The organism is Paraburkholderia sp. J8-2 (assembly GCF_905220195.1).
Classification (GTDB): domain Bacteria; phylum Pseudomonadota; class Gammaproteobacteria; order Burkholderiales; family Burkholderiaceae; genus Paraburkholderia.
Map to the genome: position 1 here is coordinate 85,744 of NZ_CAJMZA010000011.1, position 22,357 is coordinate 108,100.

Annotated in this window: 22 protein-coding genes; 18 read left to right on the plus strand and 4 right to left on the minus strand. The window is 63.3% G+C overall.

Translation table 11 applies throughout. The annotated features are described in order from the left end of the window. The first annotated feature begins 9 nt into the window (after positions 1 to 9). Together U5A52_RS23375 and U5A52_RS23380 are read left to right on the plus strand one after the other, a co-directional pair. On the plus strand, positions 10 to 1,266 hold the full coding sequence (locus tag U5A52_RS23375) for a glycosyltransferase family 87 protein (RefSeq protein ID WP_321936433.1): 1,257 nt from the start codon (positions 10 to 12) through the stop codon (positions 1,264 to 1,266). 206 nt (positions 1,267 to 1,472) lie between these two features. Further along, entirely contained in the window at positions 1,473 to 1,766 is a 294-nt protein-coding gene (locus tag U5A52_RS23380) for a superinfection immunity protein (protein WP_321936434.1), read from the plus strand. Positions 1,767 to 2,011: 245 nt separating this feature from the next. Here the strand turns inward: U5A52_RS23380 and U5A52_RS23385 are convergent, their stop codons facing one another. From U5A52_RS23385 to U5A52_RS23400, 4 genes are read right to left on the minus strand one after another with little or no spacing between them, the layout of a single operon-like run. Further along, positions 2,012 to 3,298, minus strand: a complete 1,287-nt coding sequence (locus tag U5A52_RS23385; RefSeq protein ID WP_321936435.1) for a glycosyltransferase family 87 protein — start codon at positions 3,296 to 3,298, stop codon at positions 2,012 to 2,014. A gap of 2 nt (positions 3,299 to 3,300) precedes the next feature. Next, positions 3,301 to 4,386 (minus strand): glycosyltransferase family 2 protein, encoded by a 1,086-nt coding sequence (locus tag U5A52_RS23390; RefSeq protein ID WP_321936494.1) that lies wholly within the window; start codon positions 4,384 to 4,386, stop codon positions 3,301 to 3,303. Positions 4,387 to 4,407: 21 nt separating this feature from the next. Beyond that, positions 4,408 to 5,679: a glycosyltransferase family 87 protein gene (locus U5A52_RS23395; RefSeq protein WP_321936436.1), complete on the minus strand. Its 1,272-nt coding sequence runs from the start codon at positions 5,677 to 5,679 to the stop codon at positions 4,408 to 4,410. Between the two features lie 15 nt (positions 5,680 to 5,694). After that, positions 5,695 to 6,930: a glycosyltransferase family 87 protein gene (locus U5A52_RS23400; RefSeq protein WP_321936437.1), complete on the minus strand. Its 1,236-nt coding sequence runs from the start codon at positions 6,928 to 6,930 to the stop codon at positions 5,695 to 5,697. Positions 6,931 to 7,683: 753 nt separating this feature from the next. Here U5A52_RS23400 and U5A52_RS23405 point away from each other — a divergent pair. The 16 genes from U5A52_RS23405 (at position 7,684) to waaA (ending at position 22,354) form a co-directional block, all read left to right on the plus strand. Continuing rightward, entirely contained in the window at positions 7,684 to 7,854 is a 171-nt protein-coding gene (locus U5A52_RS23405; RefSeq protein WP_321936438.1) for a Flp family type IVb pilin, read from the plus strand. Positions 7,855 to 8,010: 156 nt separating this feature from the next. Further along, the gene (locus U5A52_RS23410) at positions 8,011 to 8,181 is read left to right on the plus strand and encodes a Flp family type IVb pilin (RefSeq protein ID WP_321912838.1); all 171 of its coding nucleotides are present in this window, start codon (positions 8,011 to 8,013) and stop codon (positions 8,179 to 8,181) included. 74 nt (positions 8,182 to 8,255) lie between these two features. Next, positions 8,256 to 8,426 (plus strand): Flp family type IVb pilin, encoded by a 171-nt coding sequence (locus tag U5A52_RS23415; RefSeq protein ID WP_321936439.1) that lies wholly within the window; start codon positions 8,256 to 8,258, stop codon positions 8,424 to 8,426. Positions 8,427 to 8,498: 72 nt separating this feature from the next. Then, positions 8,499 to 9,041, plus strand: a complete 543-nt coding sequence (locus tag U5A52_RS23420; protein WP_321912999.1) for a prepilin peptidase — start codon at positions 8,499 to 8,501, stop codon at positions 9,039 to 9,041. Positions 9,042 to 9,124: 83 nt separating this feature from the next. Further along, positions 9,125 to 9,961, plus strand: a complete 837-nt coding sequence (cpaB, locus tag U5A52_RS23425; protein ID WP_321936440.1) for a Flp pilus assembly protein CpaB — start codon at positions 9,125 to 9,127, stop codon at positions 9,959 to 9,961. Between the two features lie 105 nt (positions 9,962 to 10,066). After that, a complete protein-coding gene (locus tag U5A52_RS23430) occupies positions 10,067 to 11,926 on the plus strand; it encodes a type II and III secretion system protein family protein (protein ID WP_321936441.1) in 1,860 nt (619 codons plus the stop codon). A gap of 21 nt (positions 11,927 to 11,947) precedes the next feature. Beyond that, the gene (locus U5A52_RS23435; RefSeq protein WP_321912833.1) at positions 11,948 to 12,247 is read left to right on the plus strand and encodes a hypothetical protein; all 300 of its coding nucleotides are present in this window, start codon (positions 11,948 to 11,950) and stop codon (positions 12,245 to 12,247) included. A gap of 48 nt (positions 12,248 to 12,295) precedes the next feature. After that, entirely contained in the window at positions 12,296 to 13,504 is a 1,209-nt protein-coding gene (locus tag U5A52_RS23440; RefSeq protein ID WP_321912831.1) for an AAA family ATPase, read from the plus strand. Positions 13,505 to 13,516: 12 nt separating this feature from the next. Next, the gene (locus tag U5A52_RS23445; protein WP_321936442.1) at positions 13,517 to 14,908 is read left to right on the plus strand and encodes a CpaF family protein; all 1,392 of its coding nucleotides are present in this window, start codon (positions 13,517 to 13,519) and stop codon (positions 14,906 to 14,908) included. A gap of 31 nt (positions 14,909 to 14,939) precedes the next feature. Then, entirely contained in the window at positions 14,940 to 15,917 is a 978-nt protein-coding gene (locus tag U5A52_RS23450) for a type II secretion system F family protein (protein WP_321912827.1), read from the plus strand. A gap of 45 nt (positions 15,918 to 15,962) precedes the next feature. Further along, entirely contained in the window at positions 15,963 to 16,931 is a 969-nt protein-coding gene (locus tag U5A52_RS23455) for a type II secretion system F family protein (RefSeq protein ID WP_321936443.1), read from the plus strand. Between the two features lie 183 nt (positions 16,932 to 17,114). Next, entirely contained in the window at positions 17,115 to 17,492 is a 378-nt protein-coding gene (locus U5A52_RS23460; RefSeq protein ID WP_321912823.1) for a TadE family protein, read from the plus strand. Positions 17,493 to 17,539: 47 nt separating this feature from the next. Beyond that, on the plus strand, positions 17,540 to 18,622 hold the full coding sequence (locus U5A52_RS23465) for a pilus assembly protein TadG-related protein (protein WP_321936444.1): 1,083 nt from the start codon (positions 17,540 to 17,542) through the stop codon (positions 18,620 to 18,622). Between the two features lie 196 nt (positions 18,623 to 18,818). Next, positions 18,819 to 19,820: a lipopolysaccharide heptosyltransferase I gene (waaC, locus tag U5A52_RS23470; protein ID WP_321936445.1), complete on the plus strand. Its 1,002-nt coding sequence runs from the start codon at positions 18,819 to 18,821 to the stop codon at positions 19,818 to 19,820. A 232-nt stretch (positions 19,821 to 20,052) separates the two neighbouring features. After that, on the plus strand, positions 20,053 to 20,937 hold the full coding sequence (locus U5A52_RS23475) for a Kdo hydroxylase family protein (protein WP_321936446.1): 885 nt from the start codon (positions 20,053 to 20,055) through the stop codon (positions 20,935 to 20,937). Positions 20,938 to 21,046: 109 nt separating this feature from the next. Further along, positions 21,047 to 22,354, plus strand: a complete 1,308-nt coding sequence (waaA, locus tag U5A52_RS23480) for a lipid IV(A) 3-deoxy-D-manno-octulosonic acid transferase (RefSeq protein ID WP_321936447.1) — start codon at positions 21,047 to 21,049, stop codon at positions 22,352 to 22,354. The last annotated feature ends 3 nt before the right edge of the window (positions 22,355 to 22,357 follow it).

Consider the following 22,357-nt stretch of genomic DNA (forward strand, 5'->3'; position numbering starts at 1 on the left):
TCCCGGCCATTGCACGTCCCACCTGGCTGGCTCGACGCGCAGCGTATCCGTGTCTACGCAGCCTTCGTGCTGCTTGTGAATATTGGCTACTTTGCGCTGCGGATATGGTTTGGATGCATCGACCGGATTCCCAACGTCAGCCCGCCCGGATGGGATTTCGCCGTATTCTGGAGCGCCTCCTGGCTCGCGCTGCACGGGCCGGCAGCCAGCGTGTTCGACACGGCCCTCATCGAGCGGATTGCGCTACCGCTGCAGAACATGCTGCCGACGCCGTTTGTCACGCCGTGGACCTATCCGCCCACTTTTTTGCTGGTCATGCTTCCGGCTGCGTTGTTGCCTTTTCCTGTCTCGTGTTTCGTGTACGTTTCGGCAGGGATTGCCTTTGCATACCACGTGTGTGCGCGGATCCTGCCAACCGTACGGCACCCGGGATGGTGGCTGCCGGTTGTCGCCTTTCCTGCAATCTGGGTCGCGGCGGGCGCCGGGCAGAACTCATTTTTGACTTTTGGGCTCATGGGGCTTGGACTCATTGCCCTTGAGAGGCGACCGTGGCTCGCAGGCATTCTCTTTGGACTGCTGGCCATCAAGCCGCAACTGGGGCTCGTCATTCCCCTTGTGTTGCTGTTCGGCAGGCATTGGCGCGCCTTCGCGTCGGCGGCGCTGACTGTCGGCGTGTTCTGCGCGCTCACTGGACTCGTGCTCGGCTTCGACACGTTTGTCCGCTTTGCGCAGGCGTTGCCCGCCTTTAACCAATTCGTAGTCGAGTATTCGGACCGGTGGCCGCGCGGCATTTCGACGGTATTCGGCGCCGCGCGCCATTTCGGCGTGGCCGTGCCTACCGCTTACGCCTTGCACGCGGTCGTGGCGGCGCTGGCCGCGAGCGCCGTTGCCTGGCTTTGGGCCACGCGCGCGGCTTTCGAGTTGCGCGCGTCCGCGCTCGTGCTCGCCACGCTGCTGGTGCCGACTTATCTCATGCCCTACGACTTGCTTTTACTCGGCTTGCCGTTGCTGTGGCTCATACGCGATGCTGCCCGCAACGGCTGGATTCGGGGCGATGGGGTCGCGATGGTGAGCGCATGGCTTTCGCCGCTTATCTTCTATACCCCGGGGAATTGGGCGGCCGGCGTTTATGTACCGGTCATCGTATTCGCATTGTTGATGGTTGTCGTGCGGCGCTGCGTGGCGCAACAGGCAGCGCACGCTAGTGAGTGCGCCAGTATGGCCTTGGCGTGTGAACGGAGCGGATCGAACGTATGCGGTCGATAGACGACGCCCGTTCAGGGATTGTCTTGAGATCTCGTTTTGGGTCTGGTTTTGTCTGCCAGCGCATGGACCGAATTACGGCTGGCAGATATATGTGTAGGTACCGAGTTAGCCTCAAAATGACTTCATTTAGAGCTGGTGCACAGCCATGAGGCGTCAGAGGCGCATCGCGTGATTTCACGCTTGCGCTGTGAGTTACGGGGGACAACATGAGTCACTATCAATCGAGCACCGATGCCGCGGACACGCCGAGCGATTCGGGCGGACCTCTCGTCATGTTGGTGTTGCTGTATTGCGCGCCTTCTATCATTGCCTTCCATGGTATGCACCGTAAGCGACACGCCATCAAGAGGCTTAACATGCTGCTCGGATGGACGGTGTTCGGCTGGATTGTCGCTTTCCTGTGGGCGCTGACTTCAGTAAAGAAGGGCGGCTCTGCAATGAGCGAATGCGCACGTGAAACGGCGCAAGTCGGCAAGGACGTGCAAACCGTGTTTCACTAATTGAATGTTCGAGCTGAATTTCGCGACCGGACGCAGGTACGTCTCGGGTTTCGCGCACCCAGGGTGCCTCAAATGGCGCGGAACGCCTCTCGAACTAGAGCGATAGGGGATTTTCGTGGCCACGTCAGGTACGAAACGAGAATGCCGATATTCGTTGCCACCCCGAAACGATCGCGGCAGGCCATGCACCGCGTTTGCGGCGGATTTCGCTTGAGTTCCACGTCTTACGCTGCGGCGATTGTGATCTATTTCGCGTAGTCGCGTGACGATTGCATGAGTATCAGAATGAGCCACGCTGGCGGCAGAAACGCAGCCCACGGGTGCATGGATGTCGTGTTGCAGATCATGAGAAACGACAGCAGGGGCGTGAACCATGCGAGCGTCACGATGGCGCGCTCGATAGCTGCAAGAGACGTAGACGGGTGCCGAGCGTTAGCGCGTGCACAAGCGTAGATAACAGCGAGAAGCAGCCACGCGAGGTCGTAGTACACGAGATAGGGCGGAACCAGCAACGTGGTGACGATGGCGGATGCCGCCAACAGGTTCCGGTTCGCCCGGCGCGCCCAGACCATCGCGGTGGCCGCCACCGCCGAAAGCGCGACTCCCGTGTGCACGCTGTACGCCATGCCTGCGCCAACGCCCGCACTACGCAGGAACGCGAAGACAGTCGGCATGGCATGCCAGAGTCCGCCTGCATCGTGCTCCAGCGCGGCGTGCTGAAACCAGGCTGCGGTTTGGAAGAATTGGACCCACAGCGTCCAGCCAAACAGGGCTGCGCTTGCGGCGCAGAACAGGGCGGCTGTTGAAATCGCTGCGATACACGCTCGATAGTGGCGGCCGCACAGGAAGAGCAGCGGCAACAGCGTGCCCAGTTGAGGCTTGATGACGAGCATGCCCGCGCAGATACCTGCCCATACAGGCGCCGACTCCAGCATGCCGAGCGCAGCGGCGGCCAATCCGAGCGTCAGCAAGGAATTCTGGCCGTAGACCATCGTGACCCATATCCCGGGAAACGCGGCGACCGTTATCCATGGCAAAGCGCGCTTTCTCATCGCCGGCAGGCAGCCAATCAGGCAGGCCGCAATGCCGATACCCATGAAGAGTGCATACGATGCCGCGTAGGGCAGCAACGCCAGCGGATAGACGAGCAGATGAAAAGTCGGTGGATAGATCCACGGACCGAACATGTTTGCCAAAGGCGCGCCGGCTTGCAGGGACGCCTCGCAGGCGAGCAGCCGCTGTTGATCGAACGCCGCTGCTGCGCCGCTGTGCAGCGAGACGTCGGAGGCACACCAGAACACCCGGAAATCCGAGCCGGGCAGTGGGATGCCCGCTTGGTGCACTCCCCAATATGCGACCGCCCAGATTCCGATGAACACGGCCTGAACAATCAATAACGACGCGCTATACAGCGCAAGCCGCTCCCGGGTCAGCCACGTCTTGCGTCCAGCGGTGCCTCTCTCACGGTTGGCGTAGCCAGCCGTGCACGCTGCCGGGGCGTTTGCCTCGACAGCGGCTTTCGGATGGCGCATGGTCAGTGTCCGCTCGCGCGCAACCATGGCGGATCGCACCTGTGAACCCGCTCCAGGGCCTCGTGATGGCTGTGGGCGTCCTCATGTTCAACTGGCAGCGCGCCGGTCCGGGAGCGCGACTCGTAACGGCGGCGGACGAGATAAATGGGCCGCTCTTTCGATTCGTCATAAATGCGCCCGACGTATTCGCCGATGACACCGATACCGGCCAGCTGGATACCGCTCAAGAACAGCAAGACGGCAATCAGCGAAGCGTATCCGGGCACCGGATTGCCGAACAGCAACGTGCGGCAGACAATGATGCCCCCGTGACAAAACGCCAGCGCGGCTATCGCGCCGCCAATGTACGTCCAGCTGCGCAAGGGCACGGTACTGAAGCTCGTGATGCCTTCAAGAGCGAAATTCCACAAGCGCCAGCCCGAAAACTTGGTGGTGCCCGCGCTGCGTGGCGTGCGCTCATAATCGATCGTCACTGACTTGAATCCGACCCACGCAAAGAGTCCCTTCATGAACCGATGCCGTTCCGGAAGGCGGCTTAGCGCGCTAACCACCTTGCGATCCATGAGTCTGAAGTCACCCACGTTCTCAGGGATCTTCAACGGCGAAAGTGCGTTGTGCACGCGATAGAACAGCGCAGCAGTCGTGCGCTTGAGGAAGGAGTCGCAGGCACGGCTGGCGCGCCGGGCGAGCACGACTTCGGCGCCGTCGCGCCAACGCTGGATCATCTCGGGAATCAGCGAGGGGGGATCCTGCAGGTCCGCATCGATAACGACGACCGCGTCGCCGCGCGCTTCGTCGAGACCCGCTGTCAGCGCTGCCTCCTTGCCGAAATTGCGCGTAAGGTCGATGACCTTGATGCGCGGTTCGCGCTGGCTCGCGAAGATCAGCCTCTCAAGCGTGGCGTCGCTGCTGCCGTCGTTGACGCAGACGATCTCGAAGCGGATTGACTCGATCGCCTCCATGGTCGCGACGATCTGCGAGAAGAACGCGCCAACACTGTCCTCCTCGTTATAGAACGGCGCAACGATAGAGATAAGGGGAGGCTCGAACGCGGCTGCAACGCGGCGCGCTTCCACACCGACAGGCATATTCATGATGTCTTCTCCCTTCTACAACGAGGCAGCGCTGTTGGTCATTGCCCGCGCTTTCCGCTCGCGCGCGATCTGCGCAATGAGCATCCAGAGCGTGGCAATCGAGATGAGCGGCGTGAACGGAATGTGCAGATGCGAAACGAGCGTGAGCCCGGCGACGGGAGCGAGCCAGAGTACGGCCAGCCATTCGCGCTGTCCGCGCTGAAAGCCGTGCTCTCTCGCGTGATAGACCACCCATGCGATCAGGATTCCATACCATGTCAGATCGTAGTCGTAGAGATACGGACTCACGAGCATGCTGGCGCATACGAGCACGGCGGCGCGCAGCCCGAAAGCGCTGGGGCGCCTCCATGCGTAGCACACGGCCGCCGCGGCGCAAAGAGCCGATAGCGCTTGCACCGCGCCGGCGACGACGGTTGGCGCGTGAAGCAGCTTGAGGGCCGCGAACAGGGTGGGCACACGAAACAGCAGCGCTCGTCCGCTCTCGACAAAGCTGTTGGCGAGGCCCATGTTATGAACGAACGCGACGAGCGTTGCGCCACCGAACGCCAGTACAGCAAGTACCAGCGATATCGCCATGCCCGCGATCATCGCGCCCAGTGCACGCCACGAGCGCGAAGCGAGCAGCGCGAGGGGAATCAGCACGCACAACTGTGGCTTCATGGCGACGAGCGAAAAACATAGCCCTGCGAGTATCGGACGGCGGCGCAGCAGGACCAGTCCGAGCCCCACCAGCGAAGCCGTGAGCAATCCGTTCTGGCCGGCGGTCAGCACGAGCGCTGAACCCGGGAAGGCGATGGCGAGGAGCGCCGTGCGCGGGTGGGGAGCGATCGTCTTGACCACCGCGACGAACAAGGCGAGGGTACCGAACAGGAAGATGGGTGCGGAAAGCGTGAACGGCAGCAATGCCAGCGGATAAAGGAATAGCAGAAACGTTGGCGGGTAGAGCCACGGAAGGGTACCGACGGGCCGGCCGGCAGCATATTCCTCGATGGGCTTCAGGATGCCAAAGTTATAGGCGTCCACCGCATGTCCTTGCAGGGCAAGATGCGAGGCGCTCCAGAACGGCAGGCAGTCTACGGCAAGCACGCTCAGCTGGGGATCCTTGAGCCAGACCAGGTGATACACGTAAGCGAGCGCCACGCCGAGATAGTAAGCAAGCGCGGCGAGCGGATAGATCCACAGGCGTTGGCCGCTCAACCAGTGAGAGACGTGCTGTCGAGTGCCGAGGGGCTGGGCTGGCTCGAGCTTGGCGGTATCCATGTAATCGCGGTACGTTCTCTGGCTCATGGCGTGGTGCCTTGCTTAAAGGATGGGCTCGATGCGAGCGCGGCGCAGCAGCGCGAGCAACATGAGCAACAGGATCACGGGTCCGGTTTGCGGCAGTCTCAGGATCTGATTGATGAATTCGAAGATCGGCAGGAGCCAGACGAGGAGTAGCACGGGCTGCTCACCGGCCAGCCATCCGCGACGCAATCCGCTCGCGAGCAGGCCCGCACAAGAGAGTCCGACCCACGTTAGTTCGTAGTGCCAGACATAGGGCGTGACAATCAGCGTGGCGGTCGCGAGCGCGGCGGCGCGCAGGGCGCAATCGCGCGTCGTGCGCCAGATTTTCCACGCACCGCACGCGGCGATGATTCCAATCGCTGCATGCATTAGGCCTGCTGCGATCAGCGACGCGCCAAGCAGCCGCAGCGAAGCGAACACGGATGGCGAAGCGAGCCAGAAGCGGACGTCGTGCTCGAGGATCAGCTCACGCGCCATCGCGATGTTCCCGGCGAACTGCCGAAGCGAAGCGGTCCCGCAGAGCGCCACGCTGGCCAGGGAAAAGAGCGCGGCCGTCACGGCAGCACATCCGAACACTTTCCATGCCCGTGCCGCGATCAGAACAACGGGGAACAGGATGCCCAGTTGCGGTTTGATCACCAGCAGGCCGATACATATTCCGGCGATAACGGGGCGCCGTTCGATCGACGCAATGGCAAACGCGGCGAGTGCCGCGGTAATCAGCGCGTTCTGCCCGAAGATCGCGCATACCATCACACATGGCATGGCGAGCACGACGTAGCGCGCCGCCGCAATGCCAAGCGGGCCGTGCGCGAGTCCGGAAACGCGAACCGTCGCGCAGACGAAAGCGGACACACTCGCGACCAGGAAGAAGCCGTAGGCAATCGGAAGCGGCAACAACGCGAGCGGTGCGACGAACAACAGGAAGGTGGGGGGATAAAGCCAGGGAATAAACGCGCTTTTGGGCAAGCCGCCGGTTGCCGCGGCCACGATCCGGGAAAACGCCGAGTAATCGAAGACCGTGGAGGCTTGCCCGTGCAGGACTGCGTGACTGGCCGACCAGAACACGATCAGATCTGACCCCGGGCGCCAACCGCGAGTCTCCGAAAAGCCGTGAGTCACGATTGCCCAGAGTGCTACGAAGCCGACACCGATGACGAGCATGGCGGTGCTGTAGGCAATGAGCCTCTCGCGCGAGAGCCAGGCGAACGCCGCCGAATGTAAGCGCGAGCGATTGCGCTCAAGTGGTCCCATTTTTGTCGTCCCCGTTGAATATTTTCTGTTGGCGGCGCTGCCGCCTATTTCTCGTTCCCCGTACGCACAGGAGCTGCGATGCGTGGCAGTCCCTGTGTGTTGCTCCGATTATTGTGAGGCGAGCGTGTCGGGAGCAATGGCGAGTGAGTCCGCGGCGTTCGCAAACGAACACTCTTGTGCTCGAGTCCAGCCTCGGTGAAACACTTCTGAAGTAAATGCGCGTAGAAGAGCGCCGAATACGTTGTTCGTATTGAGTAACTACTAAATTTTCGCAGCGGTGTGCGTCGCCGGTTTTGGTATAAGCACATCCTTAACGATCGTCATCAAGGCGAAAAAAGTAGTTGACATATCAACTGCAAATGAGAATTCATCTCATGCGATAAAGATGGAAGCGTTTCCATGTGTCAGGAAAAGAGGCGAAAATAAAGCCATAAAGTGAAAAGCAAGTGAGACATCGAGCAAGTGATGACGTTCGGAGGTGGTCGGAAAGTAGTGGATAAAGCATGTTTACAGCCGATGCTTCATCGTCGAATTACGCGGGATGGGCCACATGTGGCGTGTCAATTTTGCCGATTTCGTGTAGTCCGCTGTAGGAAATTATTGCGGATGTGACCAACCGTACGTAGTTATCGATTCGTGGCGCGTAGAACTGCGTCCTGTGACTGCTGCACTGACCCAGTGACGTAGTCCACGCACCCTCAAAACCACATGGAACGGGGGTTAACCATGTACACATCCATCTGGAGATCAAAAATGCAAAAGATCATCGCTCAGGCAAAGGGCTTCGTTCGTGACGAAAACGGCATCACGGCGCTCGAGTACGGAATGCTCGCTGGTTTGATCACGGTGCTGATCATCGCAAGCGTGGCATCGATCGGGTCGACGCTGAAAAACGTGTTTTCCGACGTTGCTAACGCGATCTGACCGTTGCGTGGGCGAGTGGGTCTGCAACACGAGCCACACTCGCCCGCTGATAGTCAGTCATGCCAAGTTTATGGGTTGGAAGAGGTGGGGCTGAAACCAGACTCAGACTTCACCCGGATCGGGGCCAACCAGAATCCTTTGTAACCGGAGACCAAAATGCAAAAGTTCATCGCTCAAGCAAAGACCTTCGCACGTGACGAAAACGGCATCACGGCACTCGAATACGGGATGCTCGCCGGTCTGATCACGGTGCTGATCATCGCAAGCGTGGCATCGATCGGCTCGACGCTGAAGAACGTCTTCTCCGACGTCGCTAACGCGATCTGACCGCTATGCGGGCGAGTGCATAGGCAACGAAAACCGCATTCGCCCCATACCTCACTTCTCACTGGAGACCAGACATGCAAAAGATCATCGCTCAGGCCAAGCACTTCGTTCGTGACGAAAACGGCATAACAGCGCTCGAGTACGGGATGCTCGCGGCCCTGATCACGGTGCTGATCATGGCCAGCATCGCTTCAATCGGATCGACGCTTCAAAACGTCTTTTCCGACATCGTCAATACGCTCTAACCCGAGCGCTGGCGAGCGAGGTTGGTCATGGCAAAGCAGGTCTAACCCGGGAGCGCACAAATGGAATTCACGATGCTTTCTGTCTCCTTGCCGCCGCAGCCGGTTCCGCTGTGTGTGATCGCGTTGGCGATTCTTGCGGCCAGCACGGACATCGTTAGCCGCCGGATTCCGAACCTGCTGATCGTGGTCGGTCTTGTCTCGGCGCTCGCGGTGCAGATCGCGCTGCGCGGAGTCGTTCCGGGCTGCGCGATCTGGCTGGGTGGCGCGGCGACCGGATTCGCACTTCTGCTGCCGTTCTATGTGCTTCGCGGCATGGCGGCCGGCGACGTCAAGTTGCTGATGATGCTGGGTGCGTGGCTCGGAGCGGCGGCGACCGTCGATATCGCAGTGAACACTTTCATCATCGGCGGGGTATGGTCGTTAGGGATTGCCCTGATGCGGGGACAACTGGGCCGCCTGACGGGAAATGTTGCAGCGTTGCTTGCGGGAGCGGGCCGCGCCGCGCGCATGGCGGGCGTATCGCCAGGTACGGTACGCGAATCGGTCGGATCGATTCCGTATGGTGTCGCGATCGCCGGGGGAACCGTTGCAGCGCTATTCACGATGGTGAGCTAAAGCGCTGGCCGGTGCCCGCGGGACAAGGGCCGAATTGTCGGTTCGTTGGTTACTAATGTTATGGAATGCTTACGGGGGATGTCATGAAAAACAGCCGCGCGTTTGTCATGCTCGCGATTGCTCTGCTGGCCGGACTGGCCGCAGTGGTGTTCGCTTCCAAATGGTTGCTTCAAACGTCGTCGGGGGCCACGGTGCCGGTTGCCGTCGCATCGGACGACATCAATCTCGGTCAGCCGATCAATGAAACGATGATCCGAACGGTCAGCTGGCCAAAGGACAGTCTCCCGCCTGGAACCTTCGCACTACCGAAGGATCTCGACGGGCGGGTGGTGCGCGCAAGCCTCACGCGCGGTGAGCCGGTGCTCGAGTCGAAGCTCGCGCCCGTGGGCACGAAAGGCGGACTATCGGCGGTGATTGGCGACGGACATCGCGCGATCACGGTCCGCGTGAACGACGTCGTTGGCGTCGCGGGCTTCGCGTTGCCGGGCAACTACGTCGACGTAATCGTCAACACGCAGGAGCCGGAGAAAAAAGCCGATACGCAGCAGCAGAGCATCTCGAAGATCGTGCTCGAAAAAATTCTGGTGCTGGCGGTTGCGCAGCAGGTCAATCGCGACGATACCGCACCCAAGGTTGTGAACGCGGTGACCCTGGAGGTGACGCCCGAGCAGGCGGAGAAGCTCGATCTGGCGCGCAGCGTGGGCACGCTCTCGCTCGTCCTGCGCAACCAGGTGGACGACAACAAGCTCATGACCGACGGCGCGACCAAACAGACTTTGCTGGGTGGCCCGCTGCCGCCGCCCGCGCCGCTGCCGGAACCGGCACACCCGGTGCGTGTGAAGTACGCCGAGCGTGCGCCAGTCAAGCGTAACTGTATCGGCGTGCTTTCGGGCGTGACCGGCAGTCAGGAGTGTTTCTGAAAGAAAGCAGGACGGCTGCCTGATTCCGGCGATGACCATCCGGGTAGAGGGCGAGTGAGCGGTAAAGCCGCCATTAAAACGCAGGTAAGTACGGGGTATAACGATATGGATACCAAAGTAAACGTGGGGTCCACGGGGGCCCGCAACGGCGTTCGTCCGTGGCGTGTCGCAACGCTTGCCTGGGTTTGCGCCGGGTTGATGACTTCGACTCCGGGCTGGGCACAGCAGTCGAACGGCAACGCAGGGCAGGAGAAGCCGGCCGCAAGCGCTGCGGTTCCCATGGGCAAGGGTCCCATGCAGATGACCATCAGCATGGGGCCGCAGCAAGGCAGCAGCGCGCCGCCCAAAGCCGTGGCCGGACCGCTGCGCGGACCGAACTGCGTCGGGGCCATTCGCAACGAAAGCAACGTAGTCGTGCCACTTGGCAAGTCGACGCTCGTACCGATCGACGAACCCGTGCGCAACCGCACGCTCGGCAATCCGGAGGTCGCCCAGGCGACCATGGTGTCGCCGCAAACCCTCTACATCGTAGGCCAGGCGGTCGGGACGACCAACATGATCGTCCAGGGCAAGAGCGGCGCATGCCAGGTGATCGATGTGATCGTGAGCGCCGACTCCGGCGGCCTTCAGGCGGCACTTGCGCAACTGATGCCGCAAGAGCGCGACATCCGCGTTTCGACGGCGGCCGACAACATCGTGCTCGCCGGCCATGTATCGAGCGCGCAGGCCGCCCAGCAGGCCGCGGAAATCGCCCAGGTGTTCGGCGTGAGCGGTCAGAGCAACAACGGCGCGCACACGGGCGGCGTGATCAACATGTTGAGCGTCGACTCGCCGCAGCAGGTCATGCTCGAAGTGAAGGTCGCCGAAGTCGACAAGACGCTGATCGACCAGCTCGGCTCAGCCGTCAATATCCAGGGCGGCTTCGGCTCCTGGACGGGGGCGCTGGTGAGCAATCTGCTCGCTGGCGTGTCAAGCGCATTCGGCTTCTCGAAGGCGAACAACAATCCGCTCAAGTTCGCCATCGACGCGCAGAAAACCGACAACCTCGTGAAGATCCTGGCCGAGCCTAACCTCGTCACCATCAGCGGTCAGGAAGCCACCTTCCTCGCCGGCGGCAAAATCTTCATCCCTGTGCCGCAAAGCGGCGGCGGCACGTCCGCCACAGCGATCACGCTGCAGGAAGAGGAGTTCGGCGTGGGGCTCAAGTTCACGCCTACGGTGCTCAACGGCGGGCGCATCAACCTGAAGGTGGCGCCGGAGGTCTCGGAACTGTCGCCCACGGGCGTCACGCTCAGCGCGTCGAACGTCAGCGGCGTGAGCATCCTGCCGCTCATCACGACGCGCCGCGCTTCCACCACGGTCCAGATGCACGATGGCGAGTCGTTCGCGATCGGTGGGCTCATCAGCAACAACATTACCGGCTCACTGAAGGCCGTGCCGGGCCTCGGTGAGGTGCCGGTACTGGGCGCGTTGCTCAGGAGCACGTCGTTCCAGCAGGACCGCTCGGAGCTGATCTTCATCGTCACGCCGCACCTCGTGAAGCCGGTGGCGGATATCGCGCAACTCCAGATGCCCACGGACAGCTTCTCGCCGGTCCACGAAGCCGACGTGTACGCAACGGGCAACATGGAAGGCCGCGCCCATCGCAACCAGGGTCGTTTTGCGCCGCCCGCGCCCGCTGGCACGCAGGCCGCACCGGGTGAGCCCGCACCTGGCTCGACGCCGCCGGTCCCGGCCGCACCGCAAACGCCGGCCGCGCTGCCCGCGCCGCAGGTCTCTTCCAGACGCGAGGAATCGCCGCTGCCGGCAGCGCCGCCCGCTGAAGCGCTGGCGCAATCCGTACCCACGCAGCAGGTCGCTGCACAGGCCCTCGTGCCTTCGCCAGGCGACGACAGCGCGGCACGTGCGCAGCGAATCGAGCGCGAGGCGGCACGCATCGCCTCGAACGAAACTACCGCTCATTGACCAGGCGATCAGGAGGCCAAAATGAAACTCGAAAACTTTGCATTTGTTCGCCGGTTCCTGCTGATCGCGCCGCTCGGCGCAGCGCTCGGCGGCTGCATGACCAGCACGCCGATCTGGGACGCGCACTTCGGGCAAGCCGTGCGCCACTCGATGCAGGCGCAAATCATCGACCCGGACGCGGGCCAGCACGCATCGCAGCCGGGTGTGGACGGCAAGTCGGCGGCATCGGCGATGGACAACTACGACAAGTCGTTCCAGCATCCGACGGCATCTGCGAACCCCTACACGATAGGCGTGAGCGGTGGCGGCGGTAGCCAGTAAGCGGTGTGCTTCGGCCAGAGAACGGAACAACAGCGGGGACATACGATCATGATCGACATACTCATTACCTCGACGGACGCGGAGCGGCTTGCGCAGATCATGCGCACGATCGCGGGATGCGGCCCGTACCGCACGACGCGTAGCGTAGGCACACCGTTCGATCTCGTCGAGCGCGGCGACACGCTCGACGCGTTCGATGTCCTGATCGTCGACGCGCGAGGGCTGCAGGAGGCACAGTTGCCTTCCGTGAGCGAGCTGTGCCGTCGTTGCGAACGGCTCACGTGCATTCTGCTGACTCCCGATGCGTCGCCAGACGAACTCATCGCGGCAATGCGCGCGGGCTTTCGCGACGTCGTCACTGGGCAGCCTGACGGCCGCACGATAGGCGAGGCGCTGCAGCGCGCAATCGGCCAGCGTGCGCACGGGAGCGCGCGTACGTCGCGCATCGTCTCGTTCATGTCGTGCAAGGGCGGCGTGGGAACGAGCTTCATCGCGGCGAACGTCGCGCATATCGTCTCCCAGTCGCACGACCGTCGCGTGCTGCTGATCGACCTGAACCAGCTCTACGCGGACGCGGCGTTTCTCGTGACAGCGGAGACGCCGCCCTCGACGCTTCCGCAGTTGTGCGCCGAAGTCGACCGCATGGACGTGGCGCTTTTTGAAGCGAGTGTGATGCACGCCGCCGGGAACTTCGACATCCTGGCGGGCGCGGGCGATCCGATCAAGGCGGGCGAGATGCGCCAGGACAGGCTCGAATGGGTGCTCGGCGTTGCCGCGCCCCGTTACGACTGCGTGATCCTCGATCTCGGCCAGACGATCAATCCGCTTTCCATGCTCGCGCTCGATCGCAGTGACGAGATCCACATCGTCTTGCAGGCGAGCATGCCGCATCTTCAGGCGGGACGCCGGCTACAGGAGATATTGCAGTCGCTCGGTTACGGGCCGGAGCGCATGCGACTGCTTCTGAACCGGCAGACGCGTCACGGCGAGCGCGTGCGCGAGGCCGCCGACGCCGTGCTCGCCATGAAGCCGTTCCTCGTCATTCCCGACGATACGCGCGCCGTTGCCGAAGCGGTCAATCAGGGGGTGCCGATTGCCGTGGCAGCGCCCGGCAGCGCCGTGACGCGCAGCCTGCGTACGCTGGCGTCCAGCGTTGCGCTCCCGAACGCGACAGGCGCGAGCACGCGAGGCAAGGGCGAATCCCTGTTCGCGCGCATGCTCGGCCGCCAGGCGCCAGCCAAACTCGGTTTGATGTAAAGGAGAAAGGTCATGTCCCTTCGCGAGCAGATCTTTGCACAGCGCCTCGAGCCGACGATCGTCGAGCGCACCGATACGGGCGGCGCGGCCGCCGTAGCCTCCGCGCCGCCGTCCCGGGCGAAGACCGAGGCGTACCAGAAGCTGAAGTACGACACGCATCATGCGGTGCTCGAACGCGTGGAACTCGAGCGTCTCTCACGCATGCCCCAGGAGCAGATCCGTAGCGAAATCAACGCGCTCGTGGGCCGCATCCTCGAAGAGCAGAAGGCGCTTGCGAACGACCTCGAGCGCAAGCAGCTGGCCGTCGACGTGTACGACGAGATGTTCGGCTTCGGTCCGCTCGAGCCGTTGCTGCGCGACCCCACTGTCTCGGACATTCTCGTGAACACGTGGTGCCAGACTTACGTGGAGCGCCGCGGCAAGCTCGAACTCACCGACGTCAACTTCTACGACGACGCCCATCTCATGAAGGTGATCGAGAAGATCGTCTCGCGGGTGGGGCGGCGTATCGATGAATCGAGCCCGATGGTGGACGCGCGCCTGCCCGATGGCTCGCGCGTGAACGCCATCATCCCGCCTTCGGCTGTCGACGGGCCGCTCGTGTCGATCCGGCGCTTTGCAGTCAAGCCGCTGCTGGTCTCGGATCTGATCGAACTGCAAACGCTCACGCCGCCGATGGCCCAGGTGCTCGAGGGTCTCGCGCGCGCCAAGGTCAATATTCTCGTTTCGGGCGGCACCGGCAGCGGCAAGACGACCATGCTCAACGTGCTCTCGGGCTTCATTCCGAACGACGAACGCATCGTGACGATCGAGGACGCGGCCGAACTTCAACTGCGCCAGGATCACGTGCTGCGCCTGGAGACGCGTCCGCCGAACATCGAAGGCAAAGGCGAGATCACTCAGCGCGCGCTCGTTCGCAACGCGCTGCGTATGCGCCCGGACCGCATCATCCTCGGCGAAGTGCGCGGCGCGGAAGCGCTCGACATGCTCAACGCGATGAACACCGGCCACGAAGGCTCGCTCGCGACGATCCACGCCAACACGCCGCGCGATGCGCTCACGCGTCTCGAAAACATGATCAGCCTCGGCGGCCTCGCGTTGCCGCCGCGCACGATGCGCCATCAGATCTCGTCTGCGATCTCGGTGGTCGTGCAGGCCGCACGCCTGACCGATGGCCGCCGCAAGATCGTGAGCATTTCGGAGCTGACCGGCATGGAAGGCGACATCATCAACATGCAGGAAATCTTTACGTTCAAGCGCACCGGCATGGATTCGAACGGCAACGTGCGTGGCCATTTTTGTGCGACCGGTGTGCGGCCGAAATTCTGCGAGCGGTTCGCGGCGTTTGGCGTGAACCTGCCGGAGCAGATTTTCGATCCGGGCCGGCGCTACGACACGGTCTGATATTCACGACGTTCATCCGGGGGAGCATGGCATGAGTACAACCTTCATTCTGGCAATTCTGCTGCTCTTCGTAGCCGTGGTGCTTGCCAGCCAGGGCGCGTGGGAATGGTGGAACAGCCGGCACGGCGCCGTTGCGCGCCGCCTCGAGTCGCGCATCGAGGCCGTGGCGACGGGCGGACTCGGGCGCAAAGAGGCGATGTCGATCCTCAAGGCGCGCAAGCTCGATGGGTCGAAGTTGGTCGATCGCATGCTGCTGCTCACGCCGGGCATTCGCTCGTTCGAGGCGTGGGTGCAGCAGTCGGGCATCAGCTGGACGGCTTCACGCGTTATCGCAATGTGCGCGCTCATGCCGGTTCTCGCGACCGTAGCGGCGATGTTCATCCATGTACCGCTCGTCATGCTGGCGTCGGGTGCGGCGGTCTCTACGCTGCTGCCGTTGATGTACGTGCGTTATCGGCGCACGAAGCGGATGCAGCGCTTCCAGAAGCAGTTGCCGGATGCCTGCGACATGCTGGCGCGCGCATTGCGCTCTGGGCATGCGCTCACGGGTGCGATCGACCTCGTCGGCACCGAGTTCGCCGACCCGATGGGCGCCGAGTTTCGCACCACGTTCGACGAGATCAACTATGGCGTGTCGCTCAACGAGGCATTGACGGCGCTCGCGCAGCGCATGCCGGTGGGGGATCTGCGTTACCTCGTCATCGCCGTGCTGATCCAGCGCGAGACGGGCGGCAACCTGGCCGAGCTGCTGGACGGCATTGCGAGCCTCGTGCGGGAGCGCTTCAAACTGTTCGACAAGGTGCGCGTGCTTTCCGCGGAAGGGGTCCTCTCGGCGCGGGTGCTGGGTTTGCTGCCGGTGGTCACGGGCGGCGCCATTTCCTTCGTGAATCCTGACTTTCTAGAAGTGCTATGGCAGGACCCGGCGGGCGTGATGATGCTCGAAGCCGGCACCGCGCTGCTGCTGGCCGGCATGTTCTGGGGGCGGCGCATCGTACGCATACGCGTCTGAAGACGCCGCGTTTCGCGCCATCCACAAAATTCGAAGGGGGGAGTCATGTTAGCGATCGATTCGACGCGGTTGTTGTTGCTGATCTGTCTGTTTGCCTGCGTATTCGGCCTGTCTCTGGCCGGCATGTATGTCCTTGCACCGAGGACCATGAGGCGGCGCATTGAACAAGTGGGCGGCGCTCGCGGCTCACCTGTTCCTGGTATGCAGCCGGATGCCACCAACGAGGCCTGGTACGAAAAGCTCGTGCAGATTTCCGAGCCGCTTTCCCGGCTCTCGACGCCCAAGGAGGGCTGGGAAGTTTCGGCGCTGCGCGTACGCCTGATGAACGCGGGCTGGCGCTCGCCGGGTGCCGTGGCGATTTTTTTCGGCACTCGCACCGTGTTGGCACTGTTGTTGCCCACGCTTGCGGCCATGTGGATGATTAGCGGCGGCGGGGCGGCCAGTTCGGTTACGCGCTTCGCAGTCGTTCTCGTGTCGCTTGTGGTGTTCGGCTACTACTTGCCGGGGCTTGCGCTCGCGCGCTTCGTCGCGCAACGCAAGCGCGCGATCTTCGAGGACTTCCCCGACGCCATCGATCTGCTGACGGTCTGCGTCGAAGCAGGCCTCGGTCTCGATGCCGCAATGATGCGCGTAGCGGAGGAGATCAGGTTGCGCAGCGCAGTGGTCGCCGACGAACTGGACCTCACGCTTCTGGAGATGCGCTCGGGCTATTCGAAGGAAAAGGCGTTGCGCAACCTCGCCATGCGCACGGGTGTGGAAGACGTCGACTCCTTCAGCACGATGCTGATCCAGGCCGAGCGTTTCGGCACCAGCATCGGCGACTCGCTGCGCGTGCTCTCGGATACGCTGCGCACGCGCCGTCGCATGCTTGCAGAAGAAAAGGCCGCAAAAATCGCGCTCAAGCTGCTGTTTCCGCTGATGTTCTGCATCTTTCCGGCGCTGATGGTGGTGCTGATGGGGCCGGCGATGCTGCATATCTATCGGACGATGCTGCCGACCATGAACGGTGGCTAGTAGTGGGCTGGAACGCGCGACATGAATAGAGCAAGCCCTGCAGGGGCGATTCAATCGGGGGATGTTATGAAAACTGCAAAGACCGGCGCGCTGTCACTTCCGTTAGGCCCGGGACGGGGAAATAGGGGCCCAGCGAGCCCGCGGCGCAGGCGCGGCAGGCGCGGCCAGCGCGGCGTGGCTGCAGTGGAATTTGCTCTCGTGCTGCCGGTGCTGCTGATCTTGCTGTTCGGCATCATCGAAATGGGCTTGTTCCTTTACGACAAGGCGGTGATTACCAACGCCAGCCGGGAAGGCGCCCGCGCCGGAGTCGTGCTGAAGAGTCCGAAGCCAACGGCCAGCGACGTCCAGACGGTCGTGACGAATTACACGTCGAGCTACCTGCTGACGTTCGGAACGCAGAATACGCCTACGGTCGTGACGACTGGCGCCGGCGGCAATTTCGGTCAACCGCTTTCGGTGACCGTCTCCTATACGTACAACGGATTGGCGCTCGGACGAATGGTGGCCCCCATCACGGGTGCACTTACGCTGTCCGCCACGACCGTCATGAACAACGAATAAAGGGGACAATCATGCGCACGGGGAGCAGACGGAAGCAGAAAGGGGCGGTGGCCATCACGGTTGCGGTGTTCATGGTCTTTCTGTTGGGAACCGCGGCGCTGGCCATCGACATCGGCAATCTGATGGTCGCTCGAAGCGAACTCCAGAATGCGGCTGATGCGGCCGCGCTGGCCGGTGCGGGTTGTCTGAAACCGCGCACCGAGTGCGGCAACAGCTCCGCTACCCAGCCCGATTTCACGACGGCGTCAGCGACAGCGTCGACGTTCTCGACGTCAAACGCGACCAACCGGGTCCAGGGCGCGTATGTGCAGGCGAGTACCGTGGCGACCGGATACTGGAACGCTACGGGAACGCCGTATGGTCTCGAGGCACTGCCGTTCACACCGGGAGCGAACGACCTGGCTGCCGTACAGGTGACCATCCGCAAAGACGGCTCAAACACGAACGGCTCGGTCAGGGGCTTTCTGAGCAGCGTGTTCGGCGTCACTATCCTCAAAGCCAGTGCGGTGGCGACGGCCGTGCTGTCCTCACCCGGCAACGTGGGGCCTGGCGGGCTCTTTCCCATGGCGATGTCGCAGTGCCTGTACAACAACTACTGGAATTCGTCGACCAATTCGCCGAAGCTCTCGCCGACCACTGGCACCGTGTCCGGCTTCTCGACGCCTCAGGTTGCAGGACAGCCGTACATTTTTCAGATCGGATCCAGCTATCAATACGGAACCTGTCAATCCGGCCAGTGGACGACGTTTAACGTCAACGACAACAGTGCCAGCTATGCCAGTAGCCTGTTGACGAATGGCAACAGCACGACGTTCTCTGTGGGTGGGTCGCCGGGAACGTGGATTCAGACCGGCGAGAAAAACTCGATCTTCAAGGACACAGCCGCTTGCAGCGCTGCGGGCAATGGGCAATGCGCGTGGGCGACGGTGGTTGTCGTGAACGATCCGCAGACGAGCGGCTTTCAGCCGGTTCTGGCATTTGCCTGTCTCCACATTCTTGATGCGAGTAACGGCTCTACGCCCTATGTGCTGGCACAGATGTCCAACGACATGAGCCATTGCGAGACAGCGAATTCGGGAGGGGTTGGGCCAAGTTACGGGGCGTACACGCCGCCAAGACTGGTCCAGTAAGAAAGGTCTGCCACCACAGAGCGCAAGCGGCGCGCCGCTTGCGCCTCGATACCGGTTTGCGCGGCGGCGGCTTCTATGGGCCCCGAGGCCTTTGGGGGAGTGGCGCACATGCCCGCGCTTTCTCCCCCCTTTTTCGCTTATCTTCGCCCGGCGCGCTAAAATTGCGGACCTTTTTCATTCGTCCGCACAAATTGCCTTGAGCGTGCAAAAGATCCTCATCGTGCGCGTGTCGTCGCTTGGCGACGTCGTCCACAACATGCCCGCCATCGCCGATATCCGGCGGCGGTATCCCGACGCGCAGATCGACTGGCTCGTCGAAGAGAGCTTCCAGTCGCTCGTCGAGCTCGTGGAGGGCGTGCGCCGCGCGATTCCGTTCTCGCTGCGCCGTTGGCGCAAGGGGCTCTTCTCGAGCGCCAACTGGCGCGAGATCGGCGCGTTCCGGCGCGCACTCGCGGCCGAGAAGTACGACCTCGTGATCGACTGCCAGGGGCTCATCAAGACGGCCTGGGTCGCGAGCTGGGCGCGCGGGCCGCTAGTCGGCCTCGGCAACCGCACCGATGGCGCGGGCTACGAATGGCCCGTGCGTTTCTTCTACGACCGCTCGATCCGCATCGAGCCGCGCACCCACGTGGTCGAGCGCACGCGCCAACTGGTTGCGGGCGCGCTCGATCTCGCGCCGCCCTCGAGCACCGACGACATCGACTTCGGCCTCGACACCTACCGCGCCGCCCAGGCGCTCGCGGAAGTGGGGCTGAATCTGCCGGTGCCCTATGTGGTGTTCGTGCACGCCACGTCGCGTGCCGACAAGCAGTGGCCTGACCAGCACTGGATCGAGCTGGGACAGGCGCTCGTGCGGCGTGGTGCGTCGCTCGTGCTGCCTTGGGGCAGCGAGGCGGAGCGCGCCACCAGCGAGCGACTTGCGCGCGAATTCGGCGAAGCGGCGATCGTGCCGCCCAAACTGTCGCTGCCTGCCGTGGTCGGCCTGATCGACGGCGCGGCGGCCACGGTGGGCGTGGACACGGGTCTCGTGCACATCGCGGCCGCGCTGAAGCGCCCGACCGTCGAGTTGTACAATTTCGCGACCGCCTGGCGCACGGGCGGCTACTGGTCGCCGAACGTCGTCAATCTGGGCACGGCAGGCCAGCCGCCAACGCTCGCGCAGGTGAAGGGCGCGCTGGCGGCCTTTGGGTTGCTGTAGCGGCGCGCCGCCGCATCGCGGGCAAGGGACGGGCTGCGGCGCGTCAAGGCGCGCCTCGGATGCTGCGGGTATAAGAATCGGCGCGCACGAGGGTGCACGAATGTGCACAAGCGCGCCAGGGCTTGACCGGCATGAGCCGCGCGAGAAGGCAATAAAGCGGGCAAGAGGGCACACCGCGCCCGCACCGCGCCACACCGGCAGGCAGTCAGATCCATCGCTTCCAGGGGCGACAATGAACGAATCCCAGATCATCGAAATCACTTCCGCCGATTGGCACGGCCAGCAGCTCTCGCAACCGCGCGAGACGCTGCTCGACGCCGTCGAGCAGGGCAAGGTGCTGTATTTCCCGAACCTGGCCTTTGCGATCGAAGGCGGCGAGCGTGCGCTGCTCGACCCCGCGATCGCCGATCCCAACCGCAAGAACATCAGCCTCGACCCGAAAGGCGGCGCGCTGCACGGCGTGCTCGGTGACGCCGTCACGCAGTCGGCGGTGCGCGCGTTGATCGCGCGTTACCAGACCTGCGCCCGCACGCTGGTGGACGGCCTCTTTCCCGAGTACACCGGCAAGCTGCGCGTGGCGCCGACGAGCCTGCGCCTGCATCAGGTGGAAACGCGTGAGACCTCGTGGCGCAAGGACGATTCGCGCCTGCACGTGGATGCGTTTCCCTCGCGCCCGAACTACGGCGAGCGCATACTGCGCGTGTTCACCAACGTCAATCCGGACGGCGTGCCGCGCGTGTGGCGCGTGGGCGAGCCGTTCGAGGACATGGCCAAGCGCTTCCTGCCGAACATCAAGCCGCAGTTTCCGGGCTCGGCGTGGCTGCAGAACCTGCTGCACATCACGAAATCGCCGCGCAGCGAGTACGACCATCTGATGCTCAACCTCCACGACGGCATGAAGGCCGATCTCGACTATCAGAAGGCGTGCCCGCAGGAGACCATCGGCTTTCCGCCGGGCAGCGTGTGGGTGTGCTTCTCCGATCACACTTCGCATGCCGTGATGTCCGGTCAATTCATGATGGAGCAGACCTTTTTCCTGCCGGTGAAGGACATGGTGCATCCCGAATGGGCGCCGCTCGGCATCCTCGAACGCCTCAAGGGCAAGGAACTGGTTTGAATCCACACGCGATGAGCCTGCAGATCGACGTGCCGACCAACGTGCCAACCGACGCCTCCAGCCGCGCGGCCGCGGCGTTTCGCATGACCCTGGCCGTCGCGGAGGCCCGATGCTAAGAGCGATTTATCGCGCGGCCTGGTGGCTCATTGCACCGCTCGCGGTGCTGCGGCTATTGATTCGCTCGCGCCGCGAGCGCGGCTATCGCGAGCATATCGGCGAGCGTTTCGGCTATTCGGCGGGGCGCTTGCCCGAAGACGACGCGCCGCTCATCTGGGTGCATGCCGTCTCCGTGGGCGAGACCCGCGCGGCGCAGCCGCTCGTCGACGCGCTGCTGGCGGCGCGCCCCGACGCGCGCGTTCTGCTTACGTATATGACGCCGGGCGGCCGCGCCACCGGCGAGCAGCTCTTCGGTGATCGCGTGCTGCGCTGCTACCTGCCGTACGACATGCCGCACGCGGTGCGCCGCTTTCTGCGCGCATGGCGGCCGTCACTCGGTCTCGTGATGGAAACCGAGGTCTGGCCCACGCTCATCGACGAATGCAAGCGTGCCGACGTGCCGCTCGTGCTCACCAACGCGCGCATGTCGGCGCGCTCGTTCAAGCGCGCGGCGAAGTTCGGTGCGGGCGCGCGCGAGGTGTTCGGCGGCTTTACGCGCGTGCTTGCGCAAAGCCCTTCCGACGCGGAGCGCCTCACCGCACTTGGCGCGCGCAATGTGGCGGTGCTCGGCAACCTCAAGTTCGACATGGCGAGCCCGCCGGCGCTGATCGCGCGCGGCCGCGAATGGCGGCGCGCGATAGGCGAGCGGCCGGTGTGGGTCGCGGCGAGCACGCGTGAAGGCGAAGAGGAACTCGTGCTGCAGGCTTTCGCTGCACTGAACGTACCGGACGCGCTGCTGATCCTCGTGCCGCGCCATCCGCAGCGTTTCGACGAAGTGGCGGCGCTCGTGGAGCGCAAGAACTTCAAGCTCGAGCGGCGCTCGCGCTGGGCGCCGGCCGCAGCGGCCGCGGCCTCGGCGCATGAGGGCGTGCGTGTGTTGCCACAGGACGTGAGCGTGCTGCTCGGCGACTCGATGGGGGAGATGGGCGCTTACTACGCTGCCTCCGACCTTGCATTTATCGGCGGCAGTCTGTTGCCGCTCGGCGGGCAGAACCTGATCGAAGCGTGCGCCGTGGGCGTGCCGGTGCTGATCGGGCCGCACGTGTTCAACTTCACTCAGGCCACCGCCGACGCTACGGCCGCGGGCGCAGCCCTGCAGATTCAGGACCCCGCCGATCTCGCGCGCGCCTTGCGCGAACTCTTCAGCGACAAACCGCGCCGGGTCGCCATGGGCGCGGCTGCGGCCGCGTTTGCGTCGCGCCACCGCGGCGCGACGGCGCGCACGGTGGACGTTATCCAGGCGCTCGTCTCGGATGTATGACTT